The organism is Hymenobacter siberiensis (genome assembly GCF_018967845.1).
In the GTDB taxonomy this organism is placed as follows: domain Bacteria; phylum Bacteroidota; class Bacteroidia; order Cytophagales; family Hymenobacteraceae; genus Hymenobacter; species Hymenobacter siberiensis.
This window is the reverse complement of the sequence record NZ_JAHLZZ010000001.1, coordinates 2,976,350-3,002,285: the sequence shown is the minus strand read 5'-3', so window position 1 is coordinate 3,002,285 and position 25,936 is coordinate 2,976,350. Positions and strand designations below refer to the sequence as shown.

Annotated in this window: 27 protein-coding genes and 1 pseudogene; 15 read left to right on the top strand and 13 right to left on the bottom strand. The window is 59.8% G+C overall.

Features of this window, described 5'->3' with window-relative positions:
* The first annotated feature begins 135 nt into the window (after window positions 1–135).
* Window positions 136–1,752: a hypothetical protein gene (locus KQ661_RS13050; protein WP_216727228.1), complete on the top strand. Its 1,617-nt coding sequence runs from the start codon at window positions 136–138 to the stop codon at window positions 1,750–1,752.
* Window positions 1,753–2,062: 310 nt separating this feature from the next.
* Window positions 2,063–3,571, top strand: a complete 1,509-nt coding sequence (locus tag KQ661_RS13045; RefSeq protein WP_216727227.1) for a hypothetical protein — start codon at window positions 2,063–2,065, stop codon at window positions 3,569–3,571.
* A 38-nt stretch (window positions 3,572–3,609) separates the two neighbouring features.
* On the opposite strand, the pseudogene KQ661_RS13040 reads toward KQ661_RS13045, so the two are convergent.
* Window positions 3,610–4,371: pseudogene (locus KQ661_RS13040) on the bottom strand (DNA topoisomerase IB).
* Window positions 4,265–4,630 carry a hypothetical protein gene (locus KQ661_RS23070; protein WP_394369646.1) on the bottom strand — a complete coding sequence of 122 codons (366 nt, stop codon included), beginning with the start codon at window positions 4,628–4,630 and terminating at the stop codon, window positions 4,265–4,267. The pseudogene KQ661_RS13040 and the gene KQ661_RS23070 overlap by 107 nt, the downstream one beginning before the upstream one ends.
* Window positions 4,631–4,900: 270 nt before the next feature.
* Between KQ661_RS23070 and KQ661_RS13035 the strand changes: the two genes are divergently transcribed.
* Window positions 4,901–6,004 carry an App1 family protein gene (locus KQ661_RS13035; RefSeq protein ID WP_216688748.1) on the top strand — a complete coding sequence of 368 codons (1,104 nt, stop codon included), beginning with the start codon at window positions 4,901–4,903 and terminating at the stop codon, window positions 6,002–6,004.
* A gap of 35 nt (window positions 6,005–6,039) precedes the next feature.
* Here KQ661_RS13035 and KQ661_RS13030 read toward each other — a convergent pair whose 3' ends face one another.
* On the bottom strand, window positions 6,040–6,507 hold the full coding sequence (locus KQ661_RS13030) for a YybH family protein (RefSeq protein WP_216688747.1): 468 nt from the start codon (window positions 6,505–6,507) through the stop codon (window positions 6,040–6,042).
* 159 nt (window positions 6,508–6,666) lie between these two features.
* Here KQ661_RS13030 and KQ661_RS13025 point away from each other — a divergent pair, with 159 nt between their 5' ends.
* Entirely contained in the window at window positions 6,667–6,951 is a 285-nt protein-coding gene (locus KQ661_RS13025) for a TIGR03643 family protein (protein ID WP_216726161.1), read from the top strand.
* Between the two features lie 16 nt (window positions 6,952–6,967).
* Here KQ661_RS13025 and mtgA read toward each other — a convergent pair whose 3' ends face one another.
* The gene (mtgA, locus tag KQ661_RS13020; protein ID WP_216688745.1) at window positions 6,968–7,729 is read right to left on the bottom strand and encodes a monofunctional biosynthetic peptidoglycan transglycosylase; all 762 of its coding nucleotides are present in this window, start codon (window positions 7,727–7,729) and stop codon (window positions 6,968–6,970) included.
* A 155-nt stretch (window positions 7,730–7,884) separates the two neighbouring features.
* On the opposite strand from mtgA, the gene KQ661_RS13015 reads away from it, so the two are divergent.
* Window positions 7,885–8,520: an LON peptidase substrate-binding domain-containing protein gene (locus tag KQ661_RS13015; RefSeq protein WP_216688744.1), complete on the top strand. Its 636-nt coding sequence runs from the start codon at window positions 7,885–7,887 to the stop codon at window positions 8,518–8,520.
* Between the two features lie 20 nt (window positions 8,521–8,540).
* Here KQ661_RS13015 and KQ661_RS13010 read toward each other — a convergent pair whose 3' ends face one another.
* From KQ661_RS13010 to KQ661_RS12995, 4 genes are all read right to left on the bottom strand, one after another.
* Window positions 8,541–9,344 carry a M48 family metalloprotease gene (locus KQ661_RS13010; protein ID WP_317196107.1) on the bottom strand — a complete coding sequence of 268 codons (804 nt, stop codon included), beginning with the start codon at window positions 9,342–9,344 and terminating at the stop codon, window positions 8,541–8,543.
* Between the two features lie 27 nt (window positions 9,345–9,371).
* Window positions 9,372–9,737 carry a transposase family protein gene (locus tag KQ661_RS13005; protein ID WP_317196152.1) on the bottom strand — a complete coding sequence of 122 codons (366 nt, stop codon included), beginning with the start codon at window positions 9,735–9,737 and terminating at the stop codon, window positions 9,372–9,374.
* A gap of 41 nt (window positions 9,738–9,778) precedes the next feature.
* Window positions 9,779–10,270 (bottom strand): transposase family protein, encoded by a 492-nt coding sequence (locus KQ661_RS13000; RefSeq protein WP_216686216.1) that lies wholly within the window; start codon window positions 10,268–10,270, stop codon window positions 9,779–9,781.
* Between the two features lie 199 nt (window positions 10,271–10,469).
* Window positions 10,470–11,264 carry a murein L,D-transpeptidase catalytic domain family protein gene (locus KQ661_RS12995; RefSeq protein ID WP_216727226.1) on the bottom strand — a complete coding sequence of 265 codons (795 nt, stop codon included), beginning with the start codon at window positions 11,262–11,264 and terminating at the stop codon, window positions 10,470–10,472.
* Window positions 11,265–11,392: 128 nt separating this feature from the next.
* Between KQ661_RS12995 and KQ661_RS12990 the strand changes: the two genes are divergently transcribed.
* Complete coding sequence (locus tag KQ661_RS12990) at window positions 11,393–11,806, top strand: hypothetical protein (protein WP_216688742.1); 414 nt, start codon at window positions 11,393–11,395, stop codon at window positions 11,804–11,806.
* A gap of 51 nt (window positions 11,807–11,857) precedes the next feature.
* On the opposite strand, the gene KQ661_RS12985 is transcribed toward KQ661_RS12990, so the two are convergent.
* Window positions 11,858–12,271 (bottom strand): hypothetical protein, encoded by a 414-nt coding sequence (locus tag KQ661_RS12985; protein ID WP_216688741.1) that lies wholly within the window; start codon window positions 12,269–12,271, stop codon window positions 11,858–11,860.
* 176 nt (window positions 12,272–12,447) lie between these two features.
* Window positions 12,448–12,918 carry a hypothetical protein gene (locus KQ661_RS12980; protein ID WP_216688740.1) on the bottom strand — a complete coding sequence of 157 codons (471 nt, stop codon included), beginning with the start codon at window positions 12,916–12,918 and terminating at the stop codon, window positions 12,448–12,450.
* A gap of 286 nt (window positions 12,919–13,204) precedes the next feature.
* Here KQ661_RS12980 and KQ661_RS12975 point away from each other — a divergent pair, with 286 nt between their 5' ends.
* A complete protein-coding gene (locus KQ661_RS12975) occupies window positions 13,205–14,827 on the top strand; it encodes an ABC-F family ATP-binding cassette domain-containing protein (RefSeq protein WP_216688739.1) in 1,623 nt (540 codons plus the stop codon).
* A gap of 101 nt (window positions 14,828–14,928) precedes the next feature.
* Window positions 14,929–15,711, top strand: a complete 783-nt coding sequence (locus tag KQ661_RS12970; protein WP_216688738.1) for a hypothetical protein — start codon at window positions 14,929–14,931, stop codon at window positions 15,709–15,711.
* 92 nt (window positions 15,712–15,803) lie between these two features.
* On the opposite strand, the gene KQ661_RS12965 is transcribed toward KQ661_RS12970, so the two are convergent.
* Window positions 15,804–15,962, bottom strand: coding sequence for a lmo0937 family membrane protein (locus KQ661_RS12965; RefSeq protein WP_216688737.1), 159 nt, complete (start codon window positions 15,960–15,962; stop codon window positions 15,804–15,806).
* Between the two features lie 216 nt (window positions 15,963–16,178).
* Between KQ661_RS12965 and KQ661_RS12960 the strand changes: the two genes are divergently transcribed.
* Complete coding sequence (locus KQ661_RS12960; RefSeq protein ID WP_216688736.1) at window positions 16,179–17,066, top strand: 3-hydroxybutyryl-CoA dehydrogenase; 888 nt, start codon at window positions 16,179–16,181, stop codon at window positions 17,064–17,066.
* Between the two features lie 264 nt (window positions 17,067–17,330).
* Window positions 17,331–17,867 (top strand): peptide-methionine (S)-S-oxide reductase MsrA, encoded by a 537-nt coding sequence (gene msrA, locus KQ661_RS12955; protein WP_168672810.1) that lies wholly within the window; start codon window positions 17,331–17,333, stop codon window positions 17,865–17,867.
* Window positions 17,868–18,017: 150 nt separating this feature from the next.
* Here msrA and KQ661_RS12950 read toward each other — a convergent pair whose 3' ends face one another.
* A complete protein-coding gene (locus KQ661_RS12950) occupies window positions 18,018–18,842 on the bottom strand; it encodes a 2,3,4,5-tetrahydropyridine-2,6-dicarboxylate N-succinyltransferase (RefSeq protein WP_216688735.1) in 825 nt (274 codons plus the stop codon).
* A 156-nt stretch (window positions 18,843–18,998) separates the two neighbouring features.
* Here KQ661_RS12950 and KQ661_RS12945 point away from each other — a divergent pair, with 156 nt between their 5' ends.
* The 5 genes from KQ661_RS12945 (at window position 18,999) to KQ661_RS12925 (ending at window position 24,979) form a co-directional block, all read left to right on the top strand.
* Window positions 18,999–20,096, top strand: coding sequence for a glycosyltransferase (locus KQ661_RS12945; RefSeq protein ID WP_216727225.1), 1,098 nt, complete (start codon window positions 18,999–19,001; stop codon window positions 20,094–20,096).
* A gap of 113 nt (window positions 20,097–20,209) precedes the next feature.
* Window positions 20,210–21,220 carry a 3-oxoacyl-ACP synthase III family protein gene (locus tag KQ661_RS12940; protein ID WP_216688733.1) on the top strand — a complete coding sequence of 337 codons (1,011 nt, stop codon included), beginning with the start codon at window positions 20,210–20,212 and terminating at the stop codon, window positions 21,218–21,220.
* A gap of 92 nt (window positions 21,221–21,312) precedes the next feature.
* Window positions 21,313–22,011, top strand: coding sequence for a metal-dependent transcriptional regulator (locus tag KQ661_RS12935; protein ID WP_216688732.1), 699 nt, complete (start codon window positions 21,313–21,315; stop codon window positions 22,009–22,011).
* Window positions 22,012–22,058: 47 nt separating this feature from the next.
* Complete coding sequence (mnmE, locus tag KQ661_RS12930) at window positions 22,059–23,483, top strand: tRNA uridine-5-carboxymethylaminomethyl(34) synthesis GTPase MnmE (RefSeq protein ID WP_216727224.1); 1,425 nt, start codon at window positions 22,059–22,061, stop codon at window positions 23,481–23,483.
* A gap of 206 nt (window positions 23,484–23,689) precedes the next feature.
* Window positions 23,690–24,979 carry a citrate synthase gene (locus KQ661_RS12925; RefSeq protein ID WP_216688730.1) on the top strand — a complete coding sequence of 430 codons (1,290 nt, stop codon included), beginning with the start codon at window positions 23,690–23,692 and terminating at the stop codon, window positions 24,977–24,979.
* A gap of 81 nt (window positions 24,980–25,060) precedes the next feature.
* Here KQ661_RS12925 and KQ661_RS12920 read toward each other — a convergent pair whose 3' ends face one another.
* Window positions 25,061–25,435 carry a hypothetical protein gene (locus KQ661_RS12920; protein WP_216727223.1) on the bottom strand — a complete coding sequence of 125 codons (375 nt, stop codon included), beginning with the start codon at window positions 25,433–25,435 and terminating at the stop codon, window positions 25,061–25,063.
* Between the last annotated feature and the right edge of the window lie 501 nt (window positions 25,436–25,936).

Here is a 25,936-nt window from a genome sequence, read left to right as displayed (position 1 = left end):
AAAAGCCCTTCAGGGCCAAAAAACAAGTAGTTGTCGACGAAAGTGCGAGTGAAATACATAGCCGAAGCCATTCGCTGACCACCTTTACGGGAAAGTTGCGTTAAAGGCTCATTCGCGCTTGCCTGCCTTTACCGAATGCCTCACCCTTTTGTTCGCTACCCCGGTTTTTGCCCGCGCCTGCTGGTGCTGCTGGGCCTGGGGCTGGCCGCCAGCGGCTGCGCCCGCCGCCATTATTTTCAGCCTGATGCCCACGTGGGCCCGGGCAGTGCCGCCGCCCTGCCGGGCCACGCCGATTCGGTACTGGCCACGGCCGGCCGCCAATATGACCGTCACTCGGGTTTCTACCGGTTTTTTCTGGGCCGCCACTACCGCCGCGTATGGGCCGCTCCCGCCAAAGTAGCGGTGCTGAACCTAGCCACGGCCGCCCCCGGCGGCCTCACGGCAGGCAAGGCCGGCGGCGGCTACCAAAGCATCAGCATGACACTGGAAGGCCATCAGCAGCGCGAATACGCCCTGCGTGCCCTCGATAAAGAGCCCTATAAAACCCTGCCGCCGGTGCTGCGCAACACCTTCTTGCTCAACGTGGTGCGCGATGCCACCTCGGCCGCCATTCCCTACGGTGCGCTCACGGTGCCGCCGCTGGCGCAGGCGGCCGGCGTGCCCCACACCCACCCGCGCCTCGTGTACATCCGGCCCGATGAAACCGGCCTGGGCACGTCCTCCGCCCAGTTTCAGGGCAAGCTGGCGCTGCTCGAAGAGAAGTATAACTCCCCGGCCGCCCGCACCCTCGACCTGGCCAAGGCCGTTGATTTTGACGGGGGCGAGGCCATGCTCAAAAAGGTGTACCACCATCCCTCCCATTTCATCGACCAGCCCGCCTTCCTGCGCGCCCGCCTGCTCGATGTATGGCTCGGCGACTGGGACCGGCACGAGGGGCAGTGGAGCTGGGCCGCGTTTGAGGAAGCCGGGGGCCGGGTGCGCTACCTCGGCATTCCGAAAGACCGCGACCAAGTGTATTTTCGGTTCGATGACGGCATCATTCCCTGGCTGGCGGCACGGCCGTTCATCGCCCCGCAGTTCCAAACGTTTCGCAACGAGTACAACAACATGGCCGCGCTGGTATTCCAGGCGAAGTTTATTGACCAGCGCGGCCTCTCGGCCATGACGCGGGCCGATTTCCAGCGCACCGCCCGCGACCTGCAGCGCCGCCTGCCCGATTCCGTGATTGAGCGGGCCATGCGCCGCCTGCCGCCCGCCGTGTATGCCCTGGAAGGCACCCGCCTCGGCAATGCCCTCAAGGCCCGGCGCGAAACCCTGCCCCAGGCCGCCGAAAAATTTTACCTCACCCTGGCCCACGAGCCCACGCTGGGCGGCACCGCCCAGGCCGAGCGGTTTGTGGTACATCGCTACGCCGATTCCACCACCGTACGCGTGTTCTCACAGGCCCTCAGCCAGCTTTCGGCCGGCGACTCACTCCGGTTCCGCCGCACCTACTACGCCGCCGAAACCAAGGAGCTGAGCCTCGACGGCCTGGGGGGCGATGACATCTTTGAGGTAACCACCAGCGCCACCCGCCGGCCCATACCCGTGCTGCTCTACGGCGGCGAGGGCCACGACCAGCTGGTGCTGCAAGGCAGCAGCCGGCGGCTCAAGCTCTTCGACGAAGCCTCCGACGTGACGGCCGCCAGCCACCTGCGCCCCAGCCTGCCCAAAAAGAAACATCGCGCCTACAACCGGCTTAATGATGATTAGCTGATGTTACACGCATAGGCTTTTCGCGTTCGCCTCACCCCCTGGCCCCCTCTCCGATAAGGAGAGGGGGAATTAGCCCTAGCAATGCAATCTAAATTATTGATTACCAGAACTAAGCACTACAAAATAGCCCCCTCTCCTTTTCGGAGAGGGGGCTAGGGGGTGAGGCGAACGCGGAGGGCGACATTCGCTACTTATTCGGAATAACCATGGCCCCCAGCCAGCCTTTTCTGCCTTCTTGCCGTTCAAAGCTCAACCATAATTACCCTGCCTGCTTTTGATGTTCCTCCGTTTGCGTTTTTATACATTGATGGGAGGCGCACTGGCTGGGCTACTCGGTACCGGCTGCGTTCGCAGGCAGTTTTTTCAGTCCGATGCCCGGCTCGCTGCCACCACGCCCCTACCCGCCTCGGCCGATAGCGTGCGCGGGGCCACCGCCGGCCGGCAATATGCCCGGCACGGGAGCCTCTACAACGCGTTGGTGGGCCGGCACCACCGCCCCACCTGGGCGGCCCCGGTAGCGGCCCCGGTGCTGCACCTGGGCACCGTGCGGCACGGCGGCCTGCGCCCCGGCAAAGTAGGCGGCGGCTTCAATAGCACCAGCCTGAACCTAACGGACCCCGACGGCCGCACCTACGTGGTTCGCACCGTGGATAAAGACCCTATTCGGGCCACGCCGGAGCTATTGCGGGGCAGCTTTCTGGTGAATGTGCTGCGCGATAATATCTCCTCCACCAACCCCTACGCCGCCCTAGTGGTGCCGCCGCTGGCCGCTGCCGCCGGGGTGCCGCACGCTTCGCCGCGCCTGTTCTACGTGCGGGCCGACGACCCGGCTTTCCAGACCGATTCGCTGCGGCACTTCCGGGGCCAGCTGGCCTACCTGGAAGAAAAAGTGGCCCCGATTACCCCGCCGCCCGCCGCCGTGCTCAACAGCACCAAGGCATTTGCCGCCGCATTCGCCAGCCCCGAGCAGCGCTTTGCCCCGGCCGACCTGCTGCGCGCCCGCCTGCTGGACGGCTGGCTGGGCGACTGGGACCGCCACCCCGGCCAGTGGAGCTGGGCCGTAACCAGCCCCACCGAAGCCAGCCCCGCCACCCTCGTGCCCCTACCCAAAGACCGCGACATGGTGCTCTACCGCCTCGATGATGGCGTACTCGGCTGGCTCATTGGCCACGTATTTCTGCGCCATTGGGCCACGTTTGCCCCCCGGTATAAGAATCCCTCGGGCCTGATGTCGTCCGGCCACTACCTCGACCAGCGCATCCTCAATGGCCTGAGCCGCGCCCAGTTTCAGGCCGCCGCCGGGGCTATGCAGCAGCGCCTGCCCGATACCGTGATTACCCGGGCAGTACACCAGCTGCCCCCCGCCGCCTTCACCCTCGAAGGCCCGCGCACCATTGCGGCTCTGCAAGCCCGCCGCGCCGCCCTCCCCGCCCTGGCCGATGAATTTTACGAGATGCTGGCCAAACGTCCCCGCATCGGCGGCACGGCGCTGGCCGAGCGGTTCACCATCCGGCGCTACGCCGATTCGACGGTGGTAATCGTCGAATCATTGGCGGCCGATACTCCAGCCGCACCGTTATTACGCCGCACCTTTTTGCCCGCCGAAACCAGGCTCATTCAACTGGAAGGCTTGGCAGGCGACGATGTGTTCATGGTTGAGGAGCGCGACCCTAACGCGGCCGGCAAACCTGCCATCCGCATCTACGGCGGCGCGGGCCACGACGAGTTTCAAGCATCCGGTAGTGGCCGGGGCATTCGCTTCTCGCAAAAGAGCGTGCCGGCCAAGCGGGCTTATGACAAGCCGCCGGAAGAGTAGCGGTGAGGCGCGTAAGGATGCGCCTCACCGCTGCCAACTCACGCCTGGACCAGCATTTTCAGCACCAGCCGCTCCACTGGCGTTAGCGGGTCGTTGGCCTGGGCCTGGGCGTCGTGTTCGCGCAGGCAGTCAATCAGCTGACCCGATTTGAACAGCTCTACTACCTGCGGGTGAATGTAGTATTTTGAGCACACCGTGGGCGTATTACCCAGGCCGGTTGCCACTTCCTTCACGGCTTTCTTGATGACTTTTTCGGGGGCCAGCTCCGGCTCTTCGTTCAGCACGGCTTCCAGGCAGCTCACCATTTTCACGGTGCCGCCCCAGGTGCGAAAATCCTTCGCCGACAGCTGCAGGCCCGTGTGCCGGTGCAGATAGTCGTTCACGTCACCCGATTCCAGGGCGTGGCGCTGCCCATCGGCCGAGTAGAACTAGAATAGGTGCTGGCCCGGAATTTCCTTGCACTTGCGCACCAGCCGAGCCAGCCGGGCATCGTGCAGGGTCACATCGTGCGGCACCCCTTTTTTGCCCACAAAGCTGAAATTGACCTTGGCTCCTTCGATGGCGACGTGCTTATCCTGCAAGGTGCTAAGGCCGTAGCTGGGCTTCGACTTGCCGTTTTTCTTCGCGTACTCCTTGTTGCCGACGCGAATAAAAGATTGGTCCATGAGCGTGAGCACCAGGGCCACCACTTTTTCACGGTCTAGGGCGGGGCGGCGCAGGTCTTTGCTGAGCTGCTCGCGCAACGGCCCCAGCTTTTCGCCGAAGGTGCGCAGGCGCGAGAACTTGGTGAGGCTGCGCACTTCGTCCCAGGCCGGGTGGTAGCTGGTACTGCTTGCGGCCGAGGGTGTCATGGCTCGTTACCTGGAGGTGCGTGGTGGCCGAGGGCGAAATCCAGACCTGCGTCCAGGCCGGCGGAATCACGAAGCTGGCGATGCGGTCCAGCGTTTTCGGGTCGCTTACTTTCTGGCCTTTCGCGTCGTGGTAGGTGAAGTGGCCGGCGCGGGTAGGCTTGCGGGTCAAGCCGGGGCCCTGGTCGGTGGCGTAGCGCAGGCCGGCCATTTCGGCCTGCCGGGCGGGGTCTTTGTACACAATATGCGCTTCTTCCTGCGGCTGAAGCAACTTTTTGCGGGTTTTGGGGTGGGCAGCGGTGGACATGGATAGCAGTGTAGGAGCCTTGGATTTGGGCGTCGGGTTTTTACGAAAAAAGGCAATTCGCGGCCATGCCGCCGTAGCGCGAACTTTTGGTCCGCGTCGCCCGCGCCGTTCAATTGTCGTGCGGCCACGCGGACTAAAATTCCGCGCTACAGCTATCCGCCGTAGGTTTGCCCCATGAAGCTGCCTGTTGCCCTTTCCAGTCTCACCGAGTGGACCGACCATTTATTCACCCGCTTTTCGGCCCGGCGCGGCTGGCTGCGGCCCCTCCAGATTGACGCTTACCGCAGCTATGGCACCGCCGCGAAGTTCTATATCAAAGGCCGCCTCCTGGCCGACCCCGGCCTGACCGCCGCCACCGCCACCGACTCGCGCTGGCGCAATTTCCGCAGCATGGTACGGCGCTTCAACAGCCGCGAAGTAGCCGGGGCCGACCTCGTCGCCGAACTGCCCGACGGCAGCCAACACCTCGTCACCACCGACGACGAAGGCTATTTCACCCTCGTTATCGAGCCGCACACGCTGCCCGCGCCCCTGGCCTACCTCTGGTACCCGGTGCCGGTGCGGGTGGCACGGCTGCCCCAATTCCTGAAGCTGCCACCCGAGGCCATTGCCACCGAGGCCGCCGTGCTGGTGCCGCCCGCCAGCGCCGAGTTTGGCGTGATTTCCGACCTCGACGACACGGTATTCGAAACAAGTGCCACCAATATTTTTAAAATGCTGGGCCGGGTGCTGTTCAGCAATGCGCAGTCGAAACAGCCGTTTGAGGGAGTGGCCGAGTTCTACCGCCGGCTCCAGCGGGGCCGCAATGGCCAGCCCGACAACCCGTTTTTCTTCGTCAGCAGCAGCCCGTGGAACCTCTACGACCTGCTGGCTGAGTTCCTGCGGCTGCACGAAATCCCCACTGGCCCGCTCCTGCTGCGCGACCTGAGTATTGCCCGCCCCAAAACCACGCCCCCGCCCGGCGTCACGGGCTCGGCCGCCATCCATTTCGCCCACAAGCTGCACGAAATCGACAACCTGCTCACCACCTACCCCCAGCTGCCCTTCGTGCTCCTCGGCGACAGCGGCCAGGAAGACGCCCGCATCTACCGCGAAGTAGTGCGGCGGCACCCCAGCCGCATTCTGGCCATTTACATCCGGGATGTGCAGGTGCCAGCGCGGGCCCTGCTGGTGGGGCCAATTGTGGAGGAGCTGGGCCGGGAGAACGTGCCCATGCTGCTGGTAGCGGAATACGCCGCGGCCGCGGCGCACGCGGCGGCGCTGGGGCTGGTGGTGTAGCAACACAGCCGAGCACGTCGATACAAGCAGGCCGCCTATTGGCTGTTCGTGTGGTCGGCCACTACCACCCATTTCCCGCCAATCTGCCGCAACACCAACAGGAAATACCCCTGCAAATCGCCCAGCGCCGCTGGCCGTGCCAGGTGCCAGTGCCCCACCACCTGCGCGGCGCTCGGTGCTAGCAGCGACACCCGCAGGCCGCTGAAATCCAGCTTGCCCATGGCGGCGGCATCGGGGTAGTTTTTCTGATAATTGGCCAGGGTGGGCTGCCAGCCATACGTGGGGCCCTTGCGGCCGATGAACACCAGCGAATCAGACTGCCAGTACCCCTGCATAAAGCCGGGGATATCGCCCCGGTTCCAAGCCGCCGTTTGGGTGGTGAGCACCTGCACAATGGCCCGGCGGGCCGCCTCCGGGCTGGTTTTGGGGGGTGTGTGGGCGGCGGCGCAGTGCGTACCGGCCAGACAGGCCAGCAGGCCGAGTATCGTGTTTGGAGTTGCCATTGGGTTATTGAATGCGTGAAGCTACGCTGATAAATGATGTCCCAATCTCGCAAAAAACCTGAATTAATTGCTCCGGCACATAGCCAAAACGGCGCAACGACTGTTCTACTGATGTCTCAGCCAGTGCTTAAACGACCTCCATTACAAAACGTCCACCCCATGCCTGAACCAACCTTAACCGACCAAGACATCGACCGCATTATCGAAATGGCCTGGGAAGACCGGACGCCTTTTGAAGCCATTGAGGCGCAGTTCGGACTCGCCGAAGAAGCCGTTATCAAGCTGATGCGCCGCGAGTTGAAGGCGTCATCCTGGCGCATGTGGCGCGCTCGTGTGCAGGGCCGCGCCACCAAGCACCAGGCCAAAAGCCGGGTCACTGATGCGCGCTTCAAATCGACGTTGCAGCGCAGCATCACCTTCAACAAAATTTCCAAACGCGGCTAAGCGAGCAGCCAACGGCTCATTTCAGCATTTCGGCCACGTAGCGCGTGCCGCCCAGGCGGCGCATGTTGCGCAGCACCCGCAGCTGCTTGGCCCGCGCTACGGGCCCGGGGTTCGAGGCCCGGAAGCGGAGCGGGTTGGGCAGCACCCCCGCCAGCAGCGCGGCCTCGGCGGGGCTTACCTGGCTGGCGGGCTTGCCAAAGTAGCGCTGGCTGGCGGCCTCCACCCCAAAGGTGCAATCGCCCATTTCGGCCACGCTGAGATACATTTCCATGATGCGGCGCTTGCTCCAGAGCGTCTCAATCAGAACCGTAAAATACGCTTCGGCGGCCTTGCGCACGTAGCTGCGGCCCTGCCACAGAAACACGTTTTTGGCCACCTGCTGCGAAATGGTGCTGCCGCCCACGATGTGCTTGCCGTCGCCGTTCCAGTTGCGTTTGGCCGCGCTGGTCAGGGCATCGAGGTCGAAGCCGTGGTGAATGAGGAAGCGCTGGTCTTCGGCCGCCACCAGGGCCAGGGGCACGCTGGGCGACACCTCATCCAGGGTGCGGAAGCGGTAGCGAATGTGCCGGGGCTCCTCCTGAATGCCATAGTAGCCCAGCCCCACGGGCGCGTGGGCGCGGCGGTCCAGCATCAGCCAGGTGGCGGGCGGGGCCACCCAGCGGTAAATCAGCACCCAGGCCAACGAAGTTAGAAACAGTGCCGCCGCTACTTGGAGCAGCAGGCGGCCGGTTTTTTTGAGCAGTACGGAAACGTCGGGAATCAGCTTGGCAGATGGCATGGAGCACAAAAGTAGCGGGGCCGGCGGGGTTTCGGCTTTCGCCCCTACCTTGCCGGTGGCTTCATCAGCCGTGGGCTCCGGCCCGCTGCCCAAAACCCAACCACCGGTTCCGATTGTTGAGCCGGTAGTTACATCCCTTATCCGTTTCGCTACTCATGGCTCGCCTGATTCCGCTGTTTCCCCTAAATCTGGTCGTTTTTCCGGGCGAAAAACTGAACCTGCACATCTTCGAGCCCCGCTACCGACAGCTGGTGCGCGAGTGCATCGAGCAGAATACCACCTTTGGCATCTCGCCCTATCTCGACAATTCCCTGAGCGAGTTGGGCACCGAAATGCGCCTCATCAGCGTGGAGCAAACCTACGCCAGCGGCGAGCTCGACATTCGGACCAAAGCCGTGGGCGTGTTCCGCATCAACAAATTCTACCGCCAGACCCCCGGCAAGCTCTACGCCGGCGGCCTCGTCGAAGACGTGGTGCAGGACGAAGTACCCGACCCGGTTCTGCGCGAAATAATCACCAAGCAGGTGCGCCAGCTCTACGAAGCCCTCGGCCTGCGCAAGCTCCTGCTGGAGCTGGCCCCCGACTACTGCATCTTCGACGTAGCCCACCACATCGGCTTCAGCACCGAGCAGGAATACCAGCTCCTGGCCACCACCAGCGAGCAGGAACGCCAGGAGATGGTGCGCGAGCACCTCGATACCATCCTGCCCGTCGTGCTCGAAACCGAGCGCCTCAAAGACCGGGTGCGCCTCAACGGCCACTTCAAAAACCTAACACCACCTAACTTCTAAATCACCGATTAATCGGTGATTTATTGCTTGAGGCCAGCTGGCACGCCCTGCGGATATTCTGCCGCAATCTCCTTTTCCAGCTCGCCGATGCGGTTGCCTGGGTTGGGGTGCGTACTCAGGAATTCGGGGGTTGAGCTGCGGCCGCCCTGCTGCTCCAGCATCTTCATTACCTGAATCATGGCGCGGGGGTCATAGCCGGCTTTGGGCGTGAAGTCCACGGCCAGCTTATCGGCTTCCAGCTCATCGTTTCGGCCAAAGCGCAGGCCGATAACCTTGGCAATTGCGGCGGCTACGGCCGCCTTGGCCACCGAGCTACCGGGGCTATTGGGGCTATTGGGGCTATTGGGGCTATTGGGGTCATAAGAAGCAATGGTAGCAGCTCCCGCCAGGCCCTGGGTCAGGTTCGATTTGGCCACTTGGGCTGCCGAGTGACGACCTACCACGTGGCCGATTTCATGCGCCAGCACCCCCGCCAGCTGCCCTTCCGAAGTCAGGTTTTTGAGCAAGCCCTGGGTGATGAACACCTGCCCGCCCGGCAGGGCAAAGGCATTAATGGTCTGGTCATCAGCCAGCAGGTGGAACTGGAAGCGGTAGGGCGTCTGGCCCGCCTTCGTGCTGCTGATAATTTTCTGGCCCACGGCCTGCACGGCAGCGGTGGCGCGGGCATCGGGGCTTTCGCCGCCGTACTGGGCGGCCATTTCGGGCGCGGCCTGCACCCCCAGGGCAATTTCCTGGGCGGCGCTCATATTAACATGTTGGGTTTCGCCGGTCACTTCATTTTTGGAGGTGTTGAAGAAGTAGCCGAACAGAGATACCGCCGCCACGATAATAGACTTGTTGCGAGCTATTAATCACAGATTTAAGCTGAAATTCCACAAGCCCGCACACACTCCCAGCACGTCATTGTACAGGTTCAAATTATGCAAACGTAATCGGTCTTCCAAAATTCGATAACGTTTCAATCCGCCAATGCTATGCTCTACGGTAATTCGTTCACTTGCTTGTTTTGTATTTATTTCTCGTTGTTCATCGGTGAGTTCTTTCCCTTTCGGCTTTTTGATAGGAATAAAAACTTTCCGGCAAACGTAGTCTTTCGCGAAGCCCAAAAACCCCAGGTCCAACCGCACCTTGAACTTTTTAAACCACTCTTTATCAACTGGTAAAATGCTTTTTAGCACACTGTAGTCGTGGTGTCTTCCGCCGTAACAACGGCTGATAAAACCAATCCAGCGAATGGTCGTTGAAATAACTATCTCTTTTACGGCGTGTATTTTTTTTTACCGCTATAGTAGTCTTTTTGCATCTCTTTATTTCCTGGTCGTTGCTTGCGTTGCTCTGTTCCATCGACCAATAACGTCTCGTGTTCCTGAAAATAGGCTTCAAATTCGGCCACTGTCGCAAATTCCCGCTTTGGCGCATGCCCGGTTTGCTCCAGCGCTTCTTGGAGCACCGTAATGCCTAATTCCTGGTTGCGTTTCGCGTTGGAACCGTCCATCCCACTGACCAATCCCAACAAATCATACGTCAAGTTTGCTTTGAAGCTGAATAGGGTGAAAAGCAGTAATTCTTCTTCTGTTTTAAGGGCTACTTCATACGGCGCAAAAGCCCCACGTTCAATCATATCTGTTCCATTTAACCGAAAATACGCCTGCTTAAAATGCGCCAAAAGCTGCGCAAAACGCTCCGCCGTGAGTCCCGTGGCAGCACGCCATTTACGCGAAGTAGTGAGGTTTTTTACGGAAAAGTTCATGTTCTAAATTTAAGTACAGTTTGTCGAAAATTCCGCACTTCACTCACTTCGCAACAAGTCTAATAGCAATGATGAAGCGGAGATTTAAGCGCCTGGAACAGGAAATAAAAAGGGTGAAAAAGAAACGGGCGCAGCCATAGCTCACTGCTACGGGCCACGCCCGATGCGCTTTAAACGCACCCTTCGAATTCTGGTTATTCTATTGCTCCATTCGCCCCGCGCCGAGCTGGCTGGCAAATACCGAAGCCGCCGTGTCCACGTTCAGCCACTGCGACCGGTAGCCCGCGCCCGCCGGCCCGTGCAGGTAAATCACGCTGCCTCCCCGAATGGTTTTCACAATGGCTTCCGTTTCAGCCACTGGCAGGGCCGGGCAGCCCTGGCTGCGCCCCAGGCGGCCGTGCGCCTTCACAAAATCCTCGCACACATACTCGGCCCCGTGCACCACCACCGCCCGGCTTGCCGCGTTGGAATTGAAGCCCGGGTCCATGCCCGCTATTTTCAGCGACAGGCCGTGCTTGCCCACGTAAGTAGTTGGGGCCGTGCGATAAAAGCCCAGGCTGCTCATCTCCGAGCCGTCTTTGTTTGAAAACGCCAGGGGCCGGTCTTCGCCGCTGGCCTTGCCGTGCGCCACCAGCGTATGAAACAGCACTTTGCATTTCTCCACGTTGATTACCCACAGCCGCTTTTGCTGGCTGGATTGGCTAAAGTCAATCAGGGTGAGTACCGGCGGGGTAGCGGCGTAGTTGCCCGACGCGCGCAGGTTGTAGTACCCCACCAGCCCCTCCCTGAACACTGGCAACGGCAGCCCCGAAGCTCCCAGATGCATTTTGGCATACATTGCCACCGCCTGCTGCATGAAAGCTACCTGGTAATAGGCCCGACGCGCCGGAGCTGGCAGCGTCTCGACGGCTACCTTTCGGTCCTGTGCCGCCACCGGATTAGCGGCAGCAAACAGACCCAATAGCGCAATAGCAGAAAAAAACTTTCTGGTCATCAAATAATTAAAGCTATATGAGATTTGAATAATTTTAATACGAGCCTCTATACACAACCAAGCCAAAAATAGTGCTTAGTTTCGCTAAGTCTCTATTAACTCCAAACGTTTATTCAGCTTTTTTTCTGATGTCAGCCGCTTTTTTTTCTTCTTTTTTCAAGCAACTGGCCGGCGCTGCTCTGTGCAGCGCCCTCTTAGCTGGCTGCGGCCATGCGCTGCCCCAGGTGCCCGGCTTCGATGCCGCTACCTGGCGCGCCGACCCCTACGCCTGCAAAAACCAGCGCCGAGCGGCCGTGCCCGCCCTCACCAAGGCCAAAGAGCAGCTCTACGAAGCCCGGGCCGATGACGTAAACGCCCTGCTCGGCCCGCCCGATGAGGAGGAGCTGCGCGCCGGTACCGAGAAAGTGTACTACTACTACCTGGAGCCCGGCTCCCAGTGCGACGCCGGCCACGCCCGCTCGGGGGCCGCCTGCATCAGCCTGCGCTTCGGGCCGCTGGGCACCGTCACCGAAGTACTCACCGACCCGCTATCGTCGAAATAAAAAAAGGGCCCGCCAGAAATCTGGCGGGCCCTTTTCGTTTAATAGTTTTTTTTAGCCGAGGCCGTTACCGGCATTGGAAGGGCCATCATTGGGCTGCCCGTTTTGCTGCTGCAGCTGGCTGAGCTGCGAAGGCGTCAGAATACGGCTGCATTCCTGCTCAAACTGCGCCTCCAGCTCGGCGACTTTGGCGGCGCGGGTGGGCTCATCGGCCCGGTATTGCTGGTCGATGTTGTGCATGCCGGCCAGCCTGGTGCGGTTCAGGGGCAATAGCTTCAGAAACTGGCCTTCGTTGAGATGGAGCCGATTGGTCATCTCCCGGGTTTCGGCAATGGCGGCGGCTTCGGTCGAGGACTTCCGGGCTACGGTCATTTTTGCAGTCGGATGCTCGGCAAGCCGGTCTGACATCTGAGCGTGGGCCGAAAAGAAAGCTAAAACAAAGACGATGATGAGAGAATGCTTGAACATAATAAATATCTTTTTGTCAGTAACCAAGAGCTGATTTCCCCCGAAACGTCTGCAAGATATTATTCGGTTTCTGCTTTGCCTAATTTATTTTATAAAATATAAAAAATGTAATACTACTTAGCTCAAAAAAATGCCCTTAACAGGGCCTTTTTTTATAATCATGCTGTAAAATCCGGTTACTCCATACTCACTTTTGCCTGATGCTCAGAAGCTTTGAAATACTGCATGGCAACGAGTGACGTTACCATCCCGGTCATGGTGCCCAGCAAAATGATGCCTAGGCCGCCAATGAGTACTCCGAGTTCTGCACCGAACAAGTTCCGAGCCTGAATTTGCTGCATGGCAGACTGACTGATGCCGCCCAGCAGCCAGAAAAAGGCACCCAGCAGCACCGAGGCCGCCAAGGCCGTGATGATGCCCGTACTAAAGCCCTGGAAATACGACATGTGCCGCCCTTTGGCCCGCTTGAGGCGACGAATGGAGAGCACCACGCCTGCCGCCAGAATTACGATATCGAGCGTACCTGCTTCGATTTGACCCAAAAATCCGGCTGCAGCGGCAATACCGGTATAAACTGCCAGCACGACGGCCGTGAACGCGCCCATGCGGATGCCATTGCTTTCGGAAGTCAATTGATTGTCTGCCATGCCCGTAAGAGGTAAAAATGAGAAATCAGCCGGCGCGCCGGCCACAAATACTATACTACCTATACTTGCCCCGGTGGCGGAGGGTTATCCTTTGCTGGGTGGGGCCGGGTGCGGCAGCGACCGTTGCGGGTAGCTGCGGGCACTAATTGCCCTGCTAGTTAGTTATTTTCGGGAGGCTTGGCAACTACTTTTTTCGCAACGATTCCAACGGAGGTCCTGTTGCGTAATTTTGCCGGGCTGCCGCGTGCCAATGCGCGGCTTTTGTGAGCTACTATTTTCTGACTGAATGATTTCGACCACCAATGTGAGCCTGCGCTACGGCAAGCGCATCCTGTTTGAAGACGTTACCGTTAAATTCCTGCCGGGCAACTGCTATGGCCTCATCGGGGCCAATGGGGCGGGCAAGTCCACGTTCCTGAAAATCCTGTCGGGTGAGCTGGAGCCGAACACCGGCTCGGTGGAGATGCCGGCCGGCCAACGACTGGCCGTGCTGAAGCAGAACCAGTTTGCCTACGACGACCAGCCCGTGCTGCAGACCGTGATTCAGGGCCACCAGCGCCTGTATGCGGTGATGAGCGAGAAGGATGCCCTCTACGCCAAGGCCGACTTCACGGACGCCGACGGCGAGCGCGCCGCCATTCTGGAAGGCGAATTTGCCGACCTCGAAGGCTGGAACGCCGACTACGAGGCAGCCGAGCTGCTCTCCGGCCTCGGCATCACCGAAGACAAGCACTACTCGCTGATGTCGGACCTCGGCGCCAGCGAAAAGGTACGCGTGCTGCTGGCCCAGGCCCTGTTTGGCAACCCCGACGTGCTGCTGCTCGACGAACCGACCAACAACCTGGACGCGGAGAGCGTGCTCTGGCTGGAAAACTTCCTCGACTCGTTTCAGAACACGGTGATTGTGGTGAGCCACGACCGCCACTTCCTCGACGCCGTGTGTAACTACATGGCCGATTTGGACTTCTCGAAAATCACGATGTACCCCGGCAACTACAACTTCTGGTACGAGAGCAGCCAGCTGGCCCTGCGCCAACGCCAGGACGTGAACAAGAAAACGGAGGACAAGCGCAAGGAGCTCGAAGAGTTTGTGCGCCGCTTCTCGGCCAACGCCTCAAAATCGAAGCAGGCTACCAGCCGCCAAAAGCTGCTGCAAAAGCTCACGCTGGAGGAAATCAAACCGTCGTCGCGCCGCTACCCCTACATTGCTTTCAAGCCCGAGCGCGAAGCCGGCAACCAGCTGCTGGAAGTGAATGGCGTAGCCAAGACCGTAGACGGCCAGTCGGTACTGAAAAACGTGTCGTTCACGCTGGATAAGGGCGATAAGGTGGCCATCGTGGGCCGCGACGACCGGGCGGCCTCCCTCCTGTTCGATATTATTTTTGGTGAGGCCACGCCCGACAAGGGCGAGTATAAGTGGGGGACCACCATCACCCCCAGCTATTTCCCCAAGGAAAACAGCTCCTTCTTCCAGGCCGACAACATGAACCTGGTGGACTGGCTGCGCCAGTACTCGGTGGAGAAGGACGAGAGCTTTGTGCGCGGCTGGCTGGGCCGGATGCTTTTTTCGGGCGAGGAGTCGCAGAAAAAGCCCAACGTGCTGAGCGGCGGCGAGAAAGTTCGCTGCATGCTCTCCAAAATGATGTTGGAAAGCGGCAACGTGCTGGTACTGGATGACCCGACGAACCACTTGGACCTGGAAAGTATTCAGGCCCTGAACAACGGCCTGAAGGAATTCTCCGGCTCGCTCATTTTCGCCTCGCACGACTTGCAGTTTATCGAAACTGTGGCCAACCGCATCATCGAGCTCACGCCCGATGGCATCATCGACCGCCGGATGAACTACGAAGAGTATCTGGCCGATGAAACGCTGAAAGCCCAGCGCCAGAAAATGTACCAATTGGCTTAATCAATCGACGAATGGCGGCCGGAAAATGAATAATTTTCCGGCCGCTTTCGTTATCCGGCTACGCCCCGTCACCCTACTTACCTTCTTTTTTAATCCTTCGCATGAAACGTCATTTGTTTCCGGTACTGCTGGTAGTTGCGGCGGCTGGGCTGCCCGCTTTCCGGGCCCAGGCCCAGGACAAGCCCGTGCTGAACACGGCCCCGCCCGCGCCGCAGCCGGCCCCACCCCGGCCCACGCCGGTGCCCGCCACCCCAGCCCCCGAATCCACTCCCGAGCCGACTTTCAGCGCCCCGGTACAATCGACGCCTGACGCCCCTTCGGGCCTGGATTTCCCCAACCGCAAGGCCACGAAGGCCGGCGGCGCCGAAGACAAGCCGCCAACGAAGAAGTTCATTTACACCAACTTCGGACTGGGCTTCAGCTCCTACAACGGCCTGAGCCAGTTCAATGTGAGTGCGGCTCCGGCCATCGGCTTCCGCATCACGGATAAGTTTGCAGTTGGCCCCGGCATTTCGTATGCCTACAGCAGCTTCAGCCTACCCAACAACTCGCAATATGTTCTTACGGCCAACGGCGACAAGAGCATCAACACCAGCAGCCTGGGCTTTAAAGCATTCGCGCAGTACATCGTGTACAAGGAGTTTTTCGTGCACGCCGAATACGAGGTAACGAACGCGCAGCTTATTGACCAGGATGCCAACCTGTATTTCTATAAATACAAGCGCACGGTGGCAACGCCCCTCGCTGGCATTGGCTACCGCTCGTATCTGGGGCAGAATGCAGCGGTTGATATTGTCGGCCTATACAATTTCGACAACACTATTTCTTCGTTATATCCACCGCTGGTAATTCGCTTTAGCTTCCTGTTTAATTTCGGAAAATAACGCTGAAATTGATTTTCGAAAACACAGAAAAGCCGCACTGGAAATCCAGTGCGGCTTTTCTGTGTTTTATAAGTTACCCTTTTCGGGTTGCGCTAGATGGCGCTTCGGCCGCTAATAACGCGGAGGAGGATGGCGATGATGGCAATGACCAGCAGGACGTGAATAATACCGCCGGTGAAGAAGTTGCCGAAGAAGCTTACAGCCCAGATGATAACCAGAATTACGGCGATGATATACAGGAGATTGCCCATGGCTTTGTAAAATTAAAGAAGGATAAGGAGAGGTGAAAAATGTTAGAGAAGTGTCTCTGGGGCATTGTACGGGGGGGTTATTTAAAAGGATATGGTAATCGAAAAAATATTTTCCAGACCTCAAACAAAAAGTCGGGTAGCCAATGCTGCCGTAGCTTTGTTGTAGCAGGCTATCTGGCCGCTCAACTTATCCCACCCACTCTTTTTCCGCTACTTATGAACGTCGCCGTTATTGGCTCCGGCACCATGGGCAATGGCATTGCCCATGTATTTGCCCAGCACGGTTTTTCTGTCTCGCTGATTGATATCAACCAGCCGGCCCTGGACCGCGCCCTGGGCACCATCACCAAAAACCTCGACCGTCAGGTAACTAAAGCCACCCTGAGCGAGGATGATAAAATGGCCACCCTGGGCCGCCTGAAAACCTTCACCTCCATTCAGGAAGGCGTGGCCGGCGTGGGCCTGGTGGTGGAAGCCGCCACCGAAAACGTGGACCTGAAGCTCCAGATTTTCCGCGACCTCGACCAGTACGCGCCCGCCGAGGCCATTCTGGCCTCGAATACGTCGTCGATTTCCATCACCAAAATCGCGGCCGTCACCAAGCGCCCGCAACAGGTCATTGGCATGCACTTCATGAACCCAGTGCCGGTGATGAAGCTGGTGGAGGTGATTCGCGGCTATGCCACTTCCGATGCCGTGACGCAGCAGGTGATGGAGCTGTCGCGCCAGCTGGGCAAAACGCCCACCGAGGTGAACGACTACCCCGGTTTCGTGGCCAACCGGATTCTGATGCCCATGATTAACGAGGCCATTATCACACTGTTTGAGGGTGTGGCCGGCGTGGAGGAAATCGACACGGTGATGAAGCTGGGCATGGCCCACCCCATGGGCCCGCTGCAGCTGGCCGATTTCATCGGGCTGGATGTGTGCCTGGCCATTCTGCGGGTACTGCACGAGGGCTTGGGCAACCCCAAATACGCCCCCTGCCCCCTGCTGGTAAACATGGTAATGGCCGGCCGCCTGGGCGTGAAGTCGGGCGAAGGCTTCTACCAATACACCGCCGGTTCGAAAGACCTAGTGGTGGCGGAGCGGCTGCGGAAGTAGGACCGCGCCGTAAGGTATAGAAATAGGACTTACGCAGTTGAAACACTAACAAACTGAAAAACAGCAATATAACAAATATACGTCTTGAATGCAAGTCGTTGATTTTCAGGTTACATAGCTTTTGAAGTGCGTAAGGTATAGAAAGAACGTCACGCCTCGGCTGCGCTCGGCGTGACGTTCTTTCTATACCTTACGGATGTAAGGAAATAACCTGCGCTACGTCTACCGCGTTGTTACCACAACCAACGAATCAATTTCCTACCCATGCAAAAAGCAACATTTGGCGCCGGCTGCTTCTGGTGCGTCGAAGCCGTATTTCAGAACCTGAACGGGGTTGAAAAAGTGGTTTCCGGCTACGCCGGTGGCCGCATTGCCAACCCAACTTATAAAGAAGTTTGCAGCGGCCTCACCGGCCACAACGAGGTTATCGACATCACGTTCGACCCGGCCGTTATCAGCTACAAGGAGCTGCTCGAAATCTTCTGGAAAACCCACGACCCGACCACCCTCAACCGCCAGGGCAACGACGTGGGCACGCAATACCGCTCGGGTATCTACTACCACAACGACGAGCAAAAGCAGCTCGCTGAAGAGTACAAGCAGAAACTAAACGACGGCCACGCCTTCCCCAACCCCGTGGTGACGGAGATTCTGCCCGTTCCTAATTTCTACCCCGCCGAGGACTACCACCAGAACTACTTCAACCTGCACGGCCACGAGCCCTACTGCCAGTTTGTGGCCCGCCCCAAGGTGGATAAGGTGAAAGCGCTGTTTGGCGAAAAGCTGAAGGCGGGTGTCTGAACCGCGGATTTATCGGATTGGTCGGATTCACCGGATTTTGTGGCCGACTTTCGCACCAGTATTCAAAGCAAAAAGGCTGCCCACTGGGCAGCCTTTTTTAGTACATCAACGTCAGGAGTAATCGGCTACGAAATCCGGTAAATCCGCGGTTCAGACACTCACACCAAAATCCCGCAGCGCGTCATTGAGGCTCGTCTTCAAATCCGTGCTCGGCTTGCGCTGACCGATGATAAGTGCGCAGGGCACCTGGTATTCCCCGGCGGGGAATTGCTTGGGAATGGTGCCGGGAATGACCACCGAGCGCGGCGGCACGTAGCCACGGTACTCCTTGGGCTCGGGGCCCGTGACGTCGATAATTTTGGTGCTGCCGGTGATGGTGACGCCCGCGCCAATCACAGCTTCCTTACCAATGCGGCAGCCTTCTACCAGAATGCAGCGCGAGCCGATGAAGGCGCCGTCTTCGATGATGACGGGGGCCGCCTGCACGGGCTCCAGCACGCCGCCGAGGCCGACGCCGCCGCTTAGGTGCACGCCCTTGCCCACCTGGGCACAGCTGCCCACGGTGGCCCAGGTGTCCACCATGGTGCCTTCGCCTACGTAGGCGCCGATGTTGGTGTAGCTGGGCATGAGGATGACGCCAGGGGCCAGAAACGCGCCGTAGCGAGCCACGGCGGGCGGCACCACGCGCACCTGCTGGCCGGCGTAGTCGGTTTTGAGCAGCATTTTATCGTGAAACTCGAAGGGACCGACTTCCTGGGTGCTCATCTGGCGGACGGGGAAGTAGAGAATCACGGCCTTTTTCACCCACTCGTTGATGGTCCACTCGCCGCCGTCTTCGGTGGGCGGGGTGGCCACGCGCAGACGGCCCTTATCGAGTTCCTCGATGACGTGCTCGATGGCGGCTTTGGTTTCGGGGGTCTGGAGCAGGGCGCGGTCGGCCCAGGCGGCTTCAATTTGGGTTTGCAGGTCAGCCATTTAATGAGGCGAAAGGATTAATGGGCAAAGCCGCCGGAGAATGCCAGCGCGCTTTAGAAGCTGCAAAAATAGCATCTTTGGGCCGTGCATGGTTCCGGAACACCCCAATTCGTTATTCTACTGGCCTCGGTGTTGAAGCCGGTGGACGATACCCGTATGCGGGGAAAGTTCGCCGAAACCCTCGCGGAACGGGCCGGAACCCGGGTGCACATTGCCGGGCGGGCCACGACCGGTGCAGGCGCTAACCCCGCAAATAACAGCCTCCACCCTATTTTCAGTGGTACTCGCCTCAGCCTGGGCCGGCTGGCCGCGCAGTGGCGCTACGGGCAACTCCTGCACCGGCTCAAACCCGGGGTAGTCATCGTGCATGCGCCGGAACTGCTGCCGCTCACGCTGCTCTGGCAGGCGCTGGGCCAGGGCCGGAAGTTCCTCTACGACATCCGCGAAAACTACGCCCTCAATGTTTCGACGCAGCGCGTGTACCAGGGGTTCACGCGGCGCGGGCTGGCAGCCGGGCTGCGCTGGGTGGAGGGGCTGGCGGCGCGGCGGGCCGCCGGCGTTATTCTGGCCGAAGCCAGCTACGCTGCCGAGCTGCCATTTCTGAATGAGCTACCACCGGGCCGCATTGTGGTGCTCGAAAACAAATACCAGCCCCAGCCCGGCGAAAAGCTGCGGCCTCAGCCCATCGCGCTGCCACCACCCACAGAGCCGCTGCGCCTGCTGTACTCCGGCACCATTTCCGAGCTCAACGGCGTGTGGGAGGCCCTTGCCCTGGCCGGGCAGCTGCGCGCCGCGTGGCCCGGCGGGGTGCGGCTCACCATCATCGGCTTCTGCCAGCAGCCCGAGCTGCTACGGCAGCTGCTGGCAGAAGCCGCGCAGCACCCCGCCTGGCTCTCGCTCATTGGCGGGGCCGAGCCTGTGCCCCACGCCCGCATTGTGGCCGAAATAGGCTGCAGCCACCTCGGCCTGCTGCCCTACCGACCGCATACCAGCACCGAACGCTGCCGGCCTACCAAGCTGTTTGAGTACCTGGCGCACGGGCTGCCGGTGCTGGCCGCGCCCAACCCGCTGTGGCAGGAATTGCTGACGGCCCACGGCGCGGGCCTGCCGCTCACCTTCGGGCAGCCCATCGATGGGCCAGCGCTGGCCGCACGGCTGCAAGGCTACTCCTTTTACCCCCACGGCATTCCCGGCGACGTACTCTGGGCCGGTGAAGGCAAAAAATTGTGGCATTTGCTGGATACTGTGATTTAACCTGCCACCTTTGCGCCCCAATTTGCCCGTAGCACATAGTCACTTTACTGTATTTATTAACGCCCCTGCGGCGGTTACTTCTCCTCCAGCCCAACTTTATGCTCCCACCATCCATGGCAACTTTACGTCACTCATTCATCGCCGGGGTCGGCCACTATGTTCCGAGCCGCGTGGTGAAAAACGCCGAGCTGGAACCAATGATGAACACCTCCGATGCCTGGATTCAGGAGCGCACTGGTATTCAGGAGCGCCGCTGGTTCGAGGAAGGCAAGGATACCACCGCCAATATGGGCGCTAACGCGGCCCGCAAGGCCCTCGAAATGGCCGGCGTAGAAGCCAACGACGTGCAGCTGATTGTGTTCGCCACGCTCTCGCCCGATTATTTCTTCCCCGGCTCCGGCGTACTCATGCAGCGCGAGCTGGGCATGACCAACAACTGCCCCGCCCTCGACGTGCGCAACCAGTGCTCGGGCTTCATCTACGCCCTCTCGGTGGCTGACCAGTTCATCCGCACCGGCATGTACGACACGGTGCTCGTAGTGGGCTCCGAAATTCATTCCTCGGGCCTCGACAAGACGCCTGAAGGGCGCGGCGTTTCTGTCATTTTCGGTGACGGAGCGGGTGCCATGCTGCTTCGCCCCAGCACTTCCGATGAGCACGTCCTGCTCAGCACTCACCTGCACGCCCAGGGCGAGCATGCCGAGGAGCTCATCGTGAAGGAGCCCAGCTCAAACCGCGAAAACCGCGTGGACTACATCATGGCCAACAAAGCCGAGCTCTTCCCCTACATGAACGGCCAGAACGTGTTCAAGCACGCCGTGGTGCGCTTTCCGCAGGTCATCAAGGAGGCGCTGGACCAGAACGGCATGCAGGCGTCGGATATCGACATGCTTATCCCGCACCAGGCCAACCTGCGCATCACCCAGTACGTGCAGCAGAAAATGGGCCTCAGCGACGATAAGGTGTTCAGCAACATCCAGCGCTATGGCAACACCACGGCCGCCTCGGTGCCGCTGGCCTTCAGCGAAGCCGTGCAGGAAGGCAAAATCAAGCGCGGCGACCTCGTATGCCTGGCCGCCTTTGGCTCGGGCTTCACCTGGGCCTCGGCGCTGTTGAAATTTTAAGTAGTTTTTATTAGCGGGCAGTTCGGGCCGGTGTGAAGCGCGCATTTTTACATGCAGCTTTGCACTGGCCTTCCTGTTCCGCCCCTGTCAGTATGAGCGACTCCCCGTCCAGCCCCCAACCGCCCAAACTCCCAAGCCAAACCGAGGAAAATTACCTCAAAGCCGTTTTTAAGCTGGCCGAGGCCGAGCCCGAAACGCCCGGCGTGAGCACCAATCGCATCGCGGCTGCCCTCGATACCCGCGCCGCGTCCGTGACCGATATGCTGCGCCGCCTGGCCGACAAAGGCCTGCTGAATTACGAAAAGTACCGAGGCGTGCAGCTCACGGCCGAGGGCCGCCGGCTGGCGCTGCTCACCATTCGCAAGCACCGGCTCTGGGAGGTTTTTCTGGTGCAGCAGCTCGGCTTCAGCTGGGACGAGGTGCACGAGGTGGCCGAGGAGCTGGAGCACGTGCAGTCGCCGCTGCTCATGCGCCGGCTCGACGCCTTCCTGGGCTACCCCGTGCTCGACCCGCACGGCGACCCCATTCCCACCGAGGACGGGGCCATGCGCCGCCCCGCCCACCGCCTCCTGGCCGACCTCAACGCCGGGGAGCGCGGCACGTTATCGGCCGTTAAAAACACCTCGCCGCCCTTCCTGCAATACCTCGACAAGGTGGGCTTGCAGCTGGGTGCCGAGGTTGAAGTGCTGGACAAGGTGGCCTTTGACAACTCCTTCGAGCTGAGGATAAACCGGGAGCGTACCACGCTGATATCAGCCGAAGTGAGCCGCAACCTGTTTGTAACGGCATAAGCAGGAATTCCATACAACCGGGGCACTCCGACTAAACCGAAAAATCCGTGGCTCAGACCATTTTCTCCGATACCATCGTGGCGCTGTCCACGCCGCCGGGCGCGGGTGCGCTGGCCGTTATCCGCCTGTCCGGGCCGGCGGCCGTGGCCATTACGGCGACCGTGTTTTCTAAAAAAAGCTTCGCCGAAGCAGCCGGCAATACTCTGCACTACGGCACCCTGCGCGACCCCAACGGCAGCGAAATCCTCGACGAAGTAGTGGTCGGGCTCTTCCGCGCCCCAAAGTCTTTCACCCGCGAAGATGTGGTCGAAATCAGCTGCCACGGCTCCGACTACGTGGTGCGCCAGGTGCTGGCCCTGCTCCTGCGCCACGGCGTCCGCCTGGCCGAAGCCGGCGAGTTCACGAAGCGCGCCTTCCTGAGCGGGGCCATGGACCTGGCCCAGGCCGAAGCCGTGGCCGACCTCATCGCCGCCGACTCCGCCTTGAGCCACAAAGTAGCGTTGAACCAGCTGCGCGGCGGCTTCTCGCAGGAGCTGCGCGAGCTACGGGCCCGCCTCATCAAATTCGCCGCGCTGCTGGAGCTGGAGCTCGACTTTGGCGAAGAAGACGTGGAATTTGCCGACCGCACCGGCCTGGCCGCGCTGCTGGCCGAAGTGCGCGGCGTGGTGCGGGGCCTGTTGCGCTCGTTTGAGTTGGGCAACGTCATCAAAAACGGCATTACCACCGTCATCGCCGGCCGGCCCAACGCCGGCAAATCCACCCTGCTCAACGCACTGCTGCGCGAGGAACGGGCAATTGTGTCGGCCATTCCCGGCACCACCCGCGACTTTATTGAGGATGAGGTGAGCATCGACGGCCTGCGTTTCCGCTTCGTGGACACGGCCGGTCTGCGCGACAATACGGCCGACGAAGTGGAAGCCATTGGCGTGGCCCGCACCCGGGAGCGCGTGCGCCAGGCCTCGCTGCTGCTCTATCTGTTCGATTTGGCGGAGCTAACCCCAGCAGCAGTGCGCGCCGAAATCCAGGAGCTCACCACCGGGCTGCAATTGCCCGTGCTGGCCGTGGGCAATAAAACCGACCTGGCGTCGGCCGAAGCCCTGGCGGCTTTCGAAACAGCGTTTCGGGCCAGCCCCGCCGACCACGCCCAACCCATTCCGCTGGTGCTGCTGGCCGCCGCGCAAAACCAGGGCCTCGAAGCCCTCCAAACGGCCCTATTGAAGCAGGTGCGCGGCTCGGCGCTCGAAAACAACGCTTCGGCTACCATCGTCACCAACGTGCGCCACGCCCGCGCCCTCGAAACCGCCGCCGCCCACCTCGCCGCCGTACAAACCGGCCTCGATACCGGCTTTGGCACCGAACTGCTGGCCGCCGACCTGCGCCATGCCCTGGCGGCGCTGGGCGAAATCACCGGCGAAATTTCATCCGAAGACTTGCTCACGAGCATTTTCACCCAGTTCTGCATCGGTAAATAATTTTTTTTACTGCTTTTCCTCTCAATGTCCCGCCCGAAATCAATGCAAAGGTTGCCAGGCGGCTTCTGCGCACTTTTTAGGGTCGTTTATCGAAACCTCACGGTCCTTTTAGTTGTAATGAATGTTCGTACTAAGCCGAGAAAATTTCCCGGCTTAACCCGTATGGCTTAGTTTCGCACTCTATTTCCCTCACACCCCTCCCGCCCATGGCAGAAACTGCTGAACTCATCCTCGACGGCAAGTCCATCACCTTGCCCGTTATCGAAGGCACCGAACACGAAAAGGCATTTGACATTGGCAAGCTGCGCGACCAGACCGGCTATGTCACCCTCGATTCGGGCTACAAAAACACCGGCGCTACCAAAAGCGCCATCACGTTCCTCGACGGTGAGGAAGGCATCCTCCGCTACCGCGGCTATCCCATTGAGCAGCTGGCCGAAAAGTCGAGCTTCCTGGAAGTGGCCTACCTGCTGATTTATGGTGCGCTGCCCACGGAGGCTGAGTTGGCGCACTTCAACGGCCAAATCACCAAGCACACGCTGGTACACGAGGACATGCGGAAGATTTTCGACGGTTTCCCGTCGGCTACGCACCCCATGGCCATCCTCTCGTCGCTCATCTGCGCCCTCACCGGCTTCTATCCGCAGAGCGTGTCGCCCGACCTCAGCCCCGAGGAGATGGAGCTCAACATCATTCGCCTGCTGGCGAAGATGCCGACCATCGCGGCCTGGACCTATAAGAACAACATGGGTCATCCGTTGAACTACCCGCGCAACGACATGGACTATTGCGCCAACTTCCTCTACATGATGTTCAGCTTCCCCACCGAGAAGTATGAAATCAACCCCGTCGTGGTGAGCGCCCTCAACAAGCTGCTCATCCTGCACGCCGACCACGAGCAGAACTGCTCCACCAGCACGGTGCGCCTCGTGGGCTCGGCCAACGCCAGCCTCTACGGCTCGGTTTCGGCCGGCATCAACGCCCTGTGGGGTCCGCTGCACGGCGGTGCCAACCAGGAAGTTGTGGAAATGCTGGAAGCCATCGAAAAAGACAGCGGCGACACCAGCAAGTTCATCAACAAAGCCAAGGACAAGAACGACCCGTTCCGCCTCATGGGTTTTGGCCACCGCGTGTACAAGAACTTCGACCCGCGTGCCAAAATCATCAAAGTAGCCGCCGACGAAGTATTGCAGGCCCTCGGCATGCAGGACAGCCCGCTGCTGAAAATCGCGCAGGAGCTGGAGCAGGCCGCCCTCACCGACGACTACTTCATCGAGCGCAAGCTGTACCCGAACGTAGACTTCTACTCCGGCATCATCTACAAAGCGCTGGGCATCCCCACCGAGATGTTCACCGTGATGTTTGCCCTGGGCCGCCTGCCCGGCTGGATTGCCCAGTGGAAAGAAATGCGCGAGAACAAAGAGCCCATCGGCCGTCCCCGCCAGATTTACACCGGCGAGCTGGAGCGCGACTACACGGCCATTGCCGCCCGCTAGTCCCGGCCAATCGGCCGGACACGAAAAAGCCCGCTCTATGGAGCGGGCTTTTTCGTGTCCGGCCGGGAAGGTTGCCCTCCCCTATTTCAAGCGGTGCGCGGTAAAATTGGTGCGGAGGTTCTGGTAAGCCAGCAGCTGCTGGGGCTGCAGGATGCCGGCCAGCTCGGTTTCGTAGCGCTGCTGGGCCTGGGACAACTGATTATCAAGCTCTTCCGCGCTTGCGCCGTTGAGCATAATCTCCAGGTCGCGCCGCTCGGTGAGCATATTCAGGTGCAGCTGCTTCACCGAGAGGTATTGGGCCTCGTTGAAATGTACGTGCTGCGCCAGCGCCCGGGTGAGCGTGGTAGCCCGCGCCATCATGGCGTATGAGTAAGAGCCGTCGCCGGGGCCGGCTACAGCCACTGGGGTAACGGTAACACCCGCAGCAAAGCAAGTAGCCAGGAATAAGTTTTTCATGGAATGTGGGGGTTATGGTGATGAGATAAGGCAAGTGCCCTGCTGGAGTGCAATTAGGCTCATCAAACGTAGACAAATTATCAATTTGAATAAAAAATACTTTTTCTGGCACTTTTTTAATTTCAAGGTTTTTATATTATTCAATAACAATCTGATTTGCAGTCAAATAGCTTATTTAAAAAAATCAGTCGCTGAGGCCGGAAAAAAAATTACCAGTGGGCAAACCATATATTTTTCCTTACGAATGCAATTATATTTCACCTGACCTAAAGCCTTACTTTAAGTAAAAAGCCCTTGTAGGGCTATTCTCTCAATTGTTGGTTTAAGTTGCTATCCAGGCCGGCCTGTGCGGGTACGGTGGCTTTTCAGCAGCCATGGCACCCGTAAATGAGTGATTTTCGGGCTGGTGTGCGGGCTTTGAATGGTGTGGTGCGACGAATTGGGGCAGCAACGGTAGCACCATCAAGGCTACCGTGCCATAAGCACCTCTCCGAACAGGGG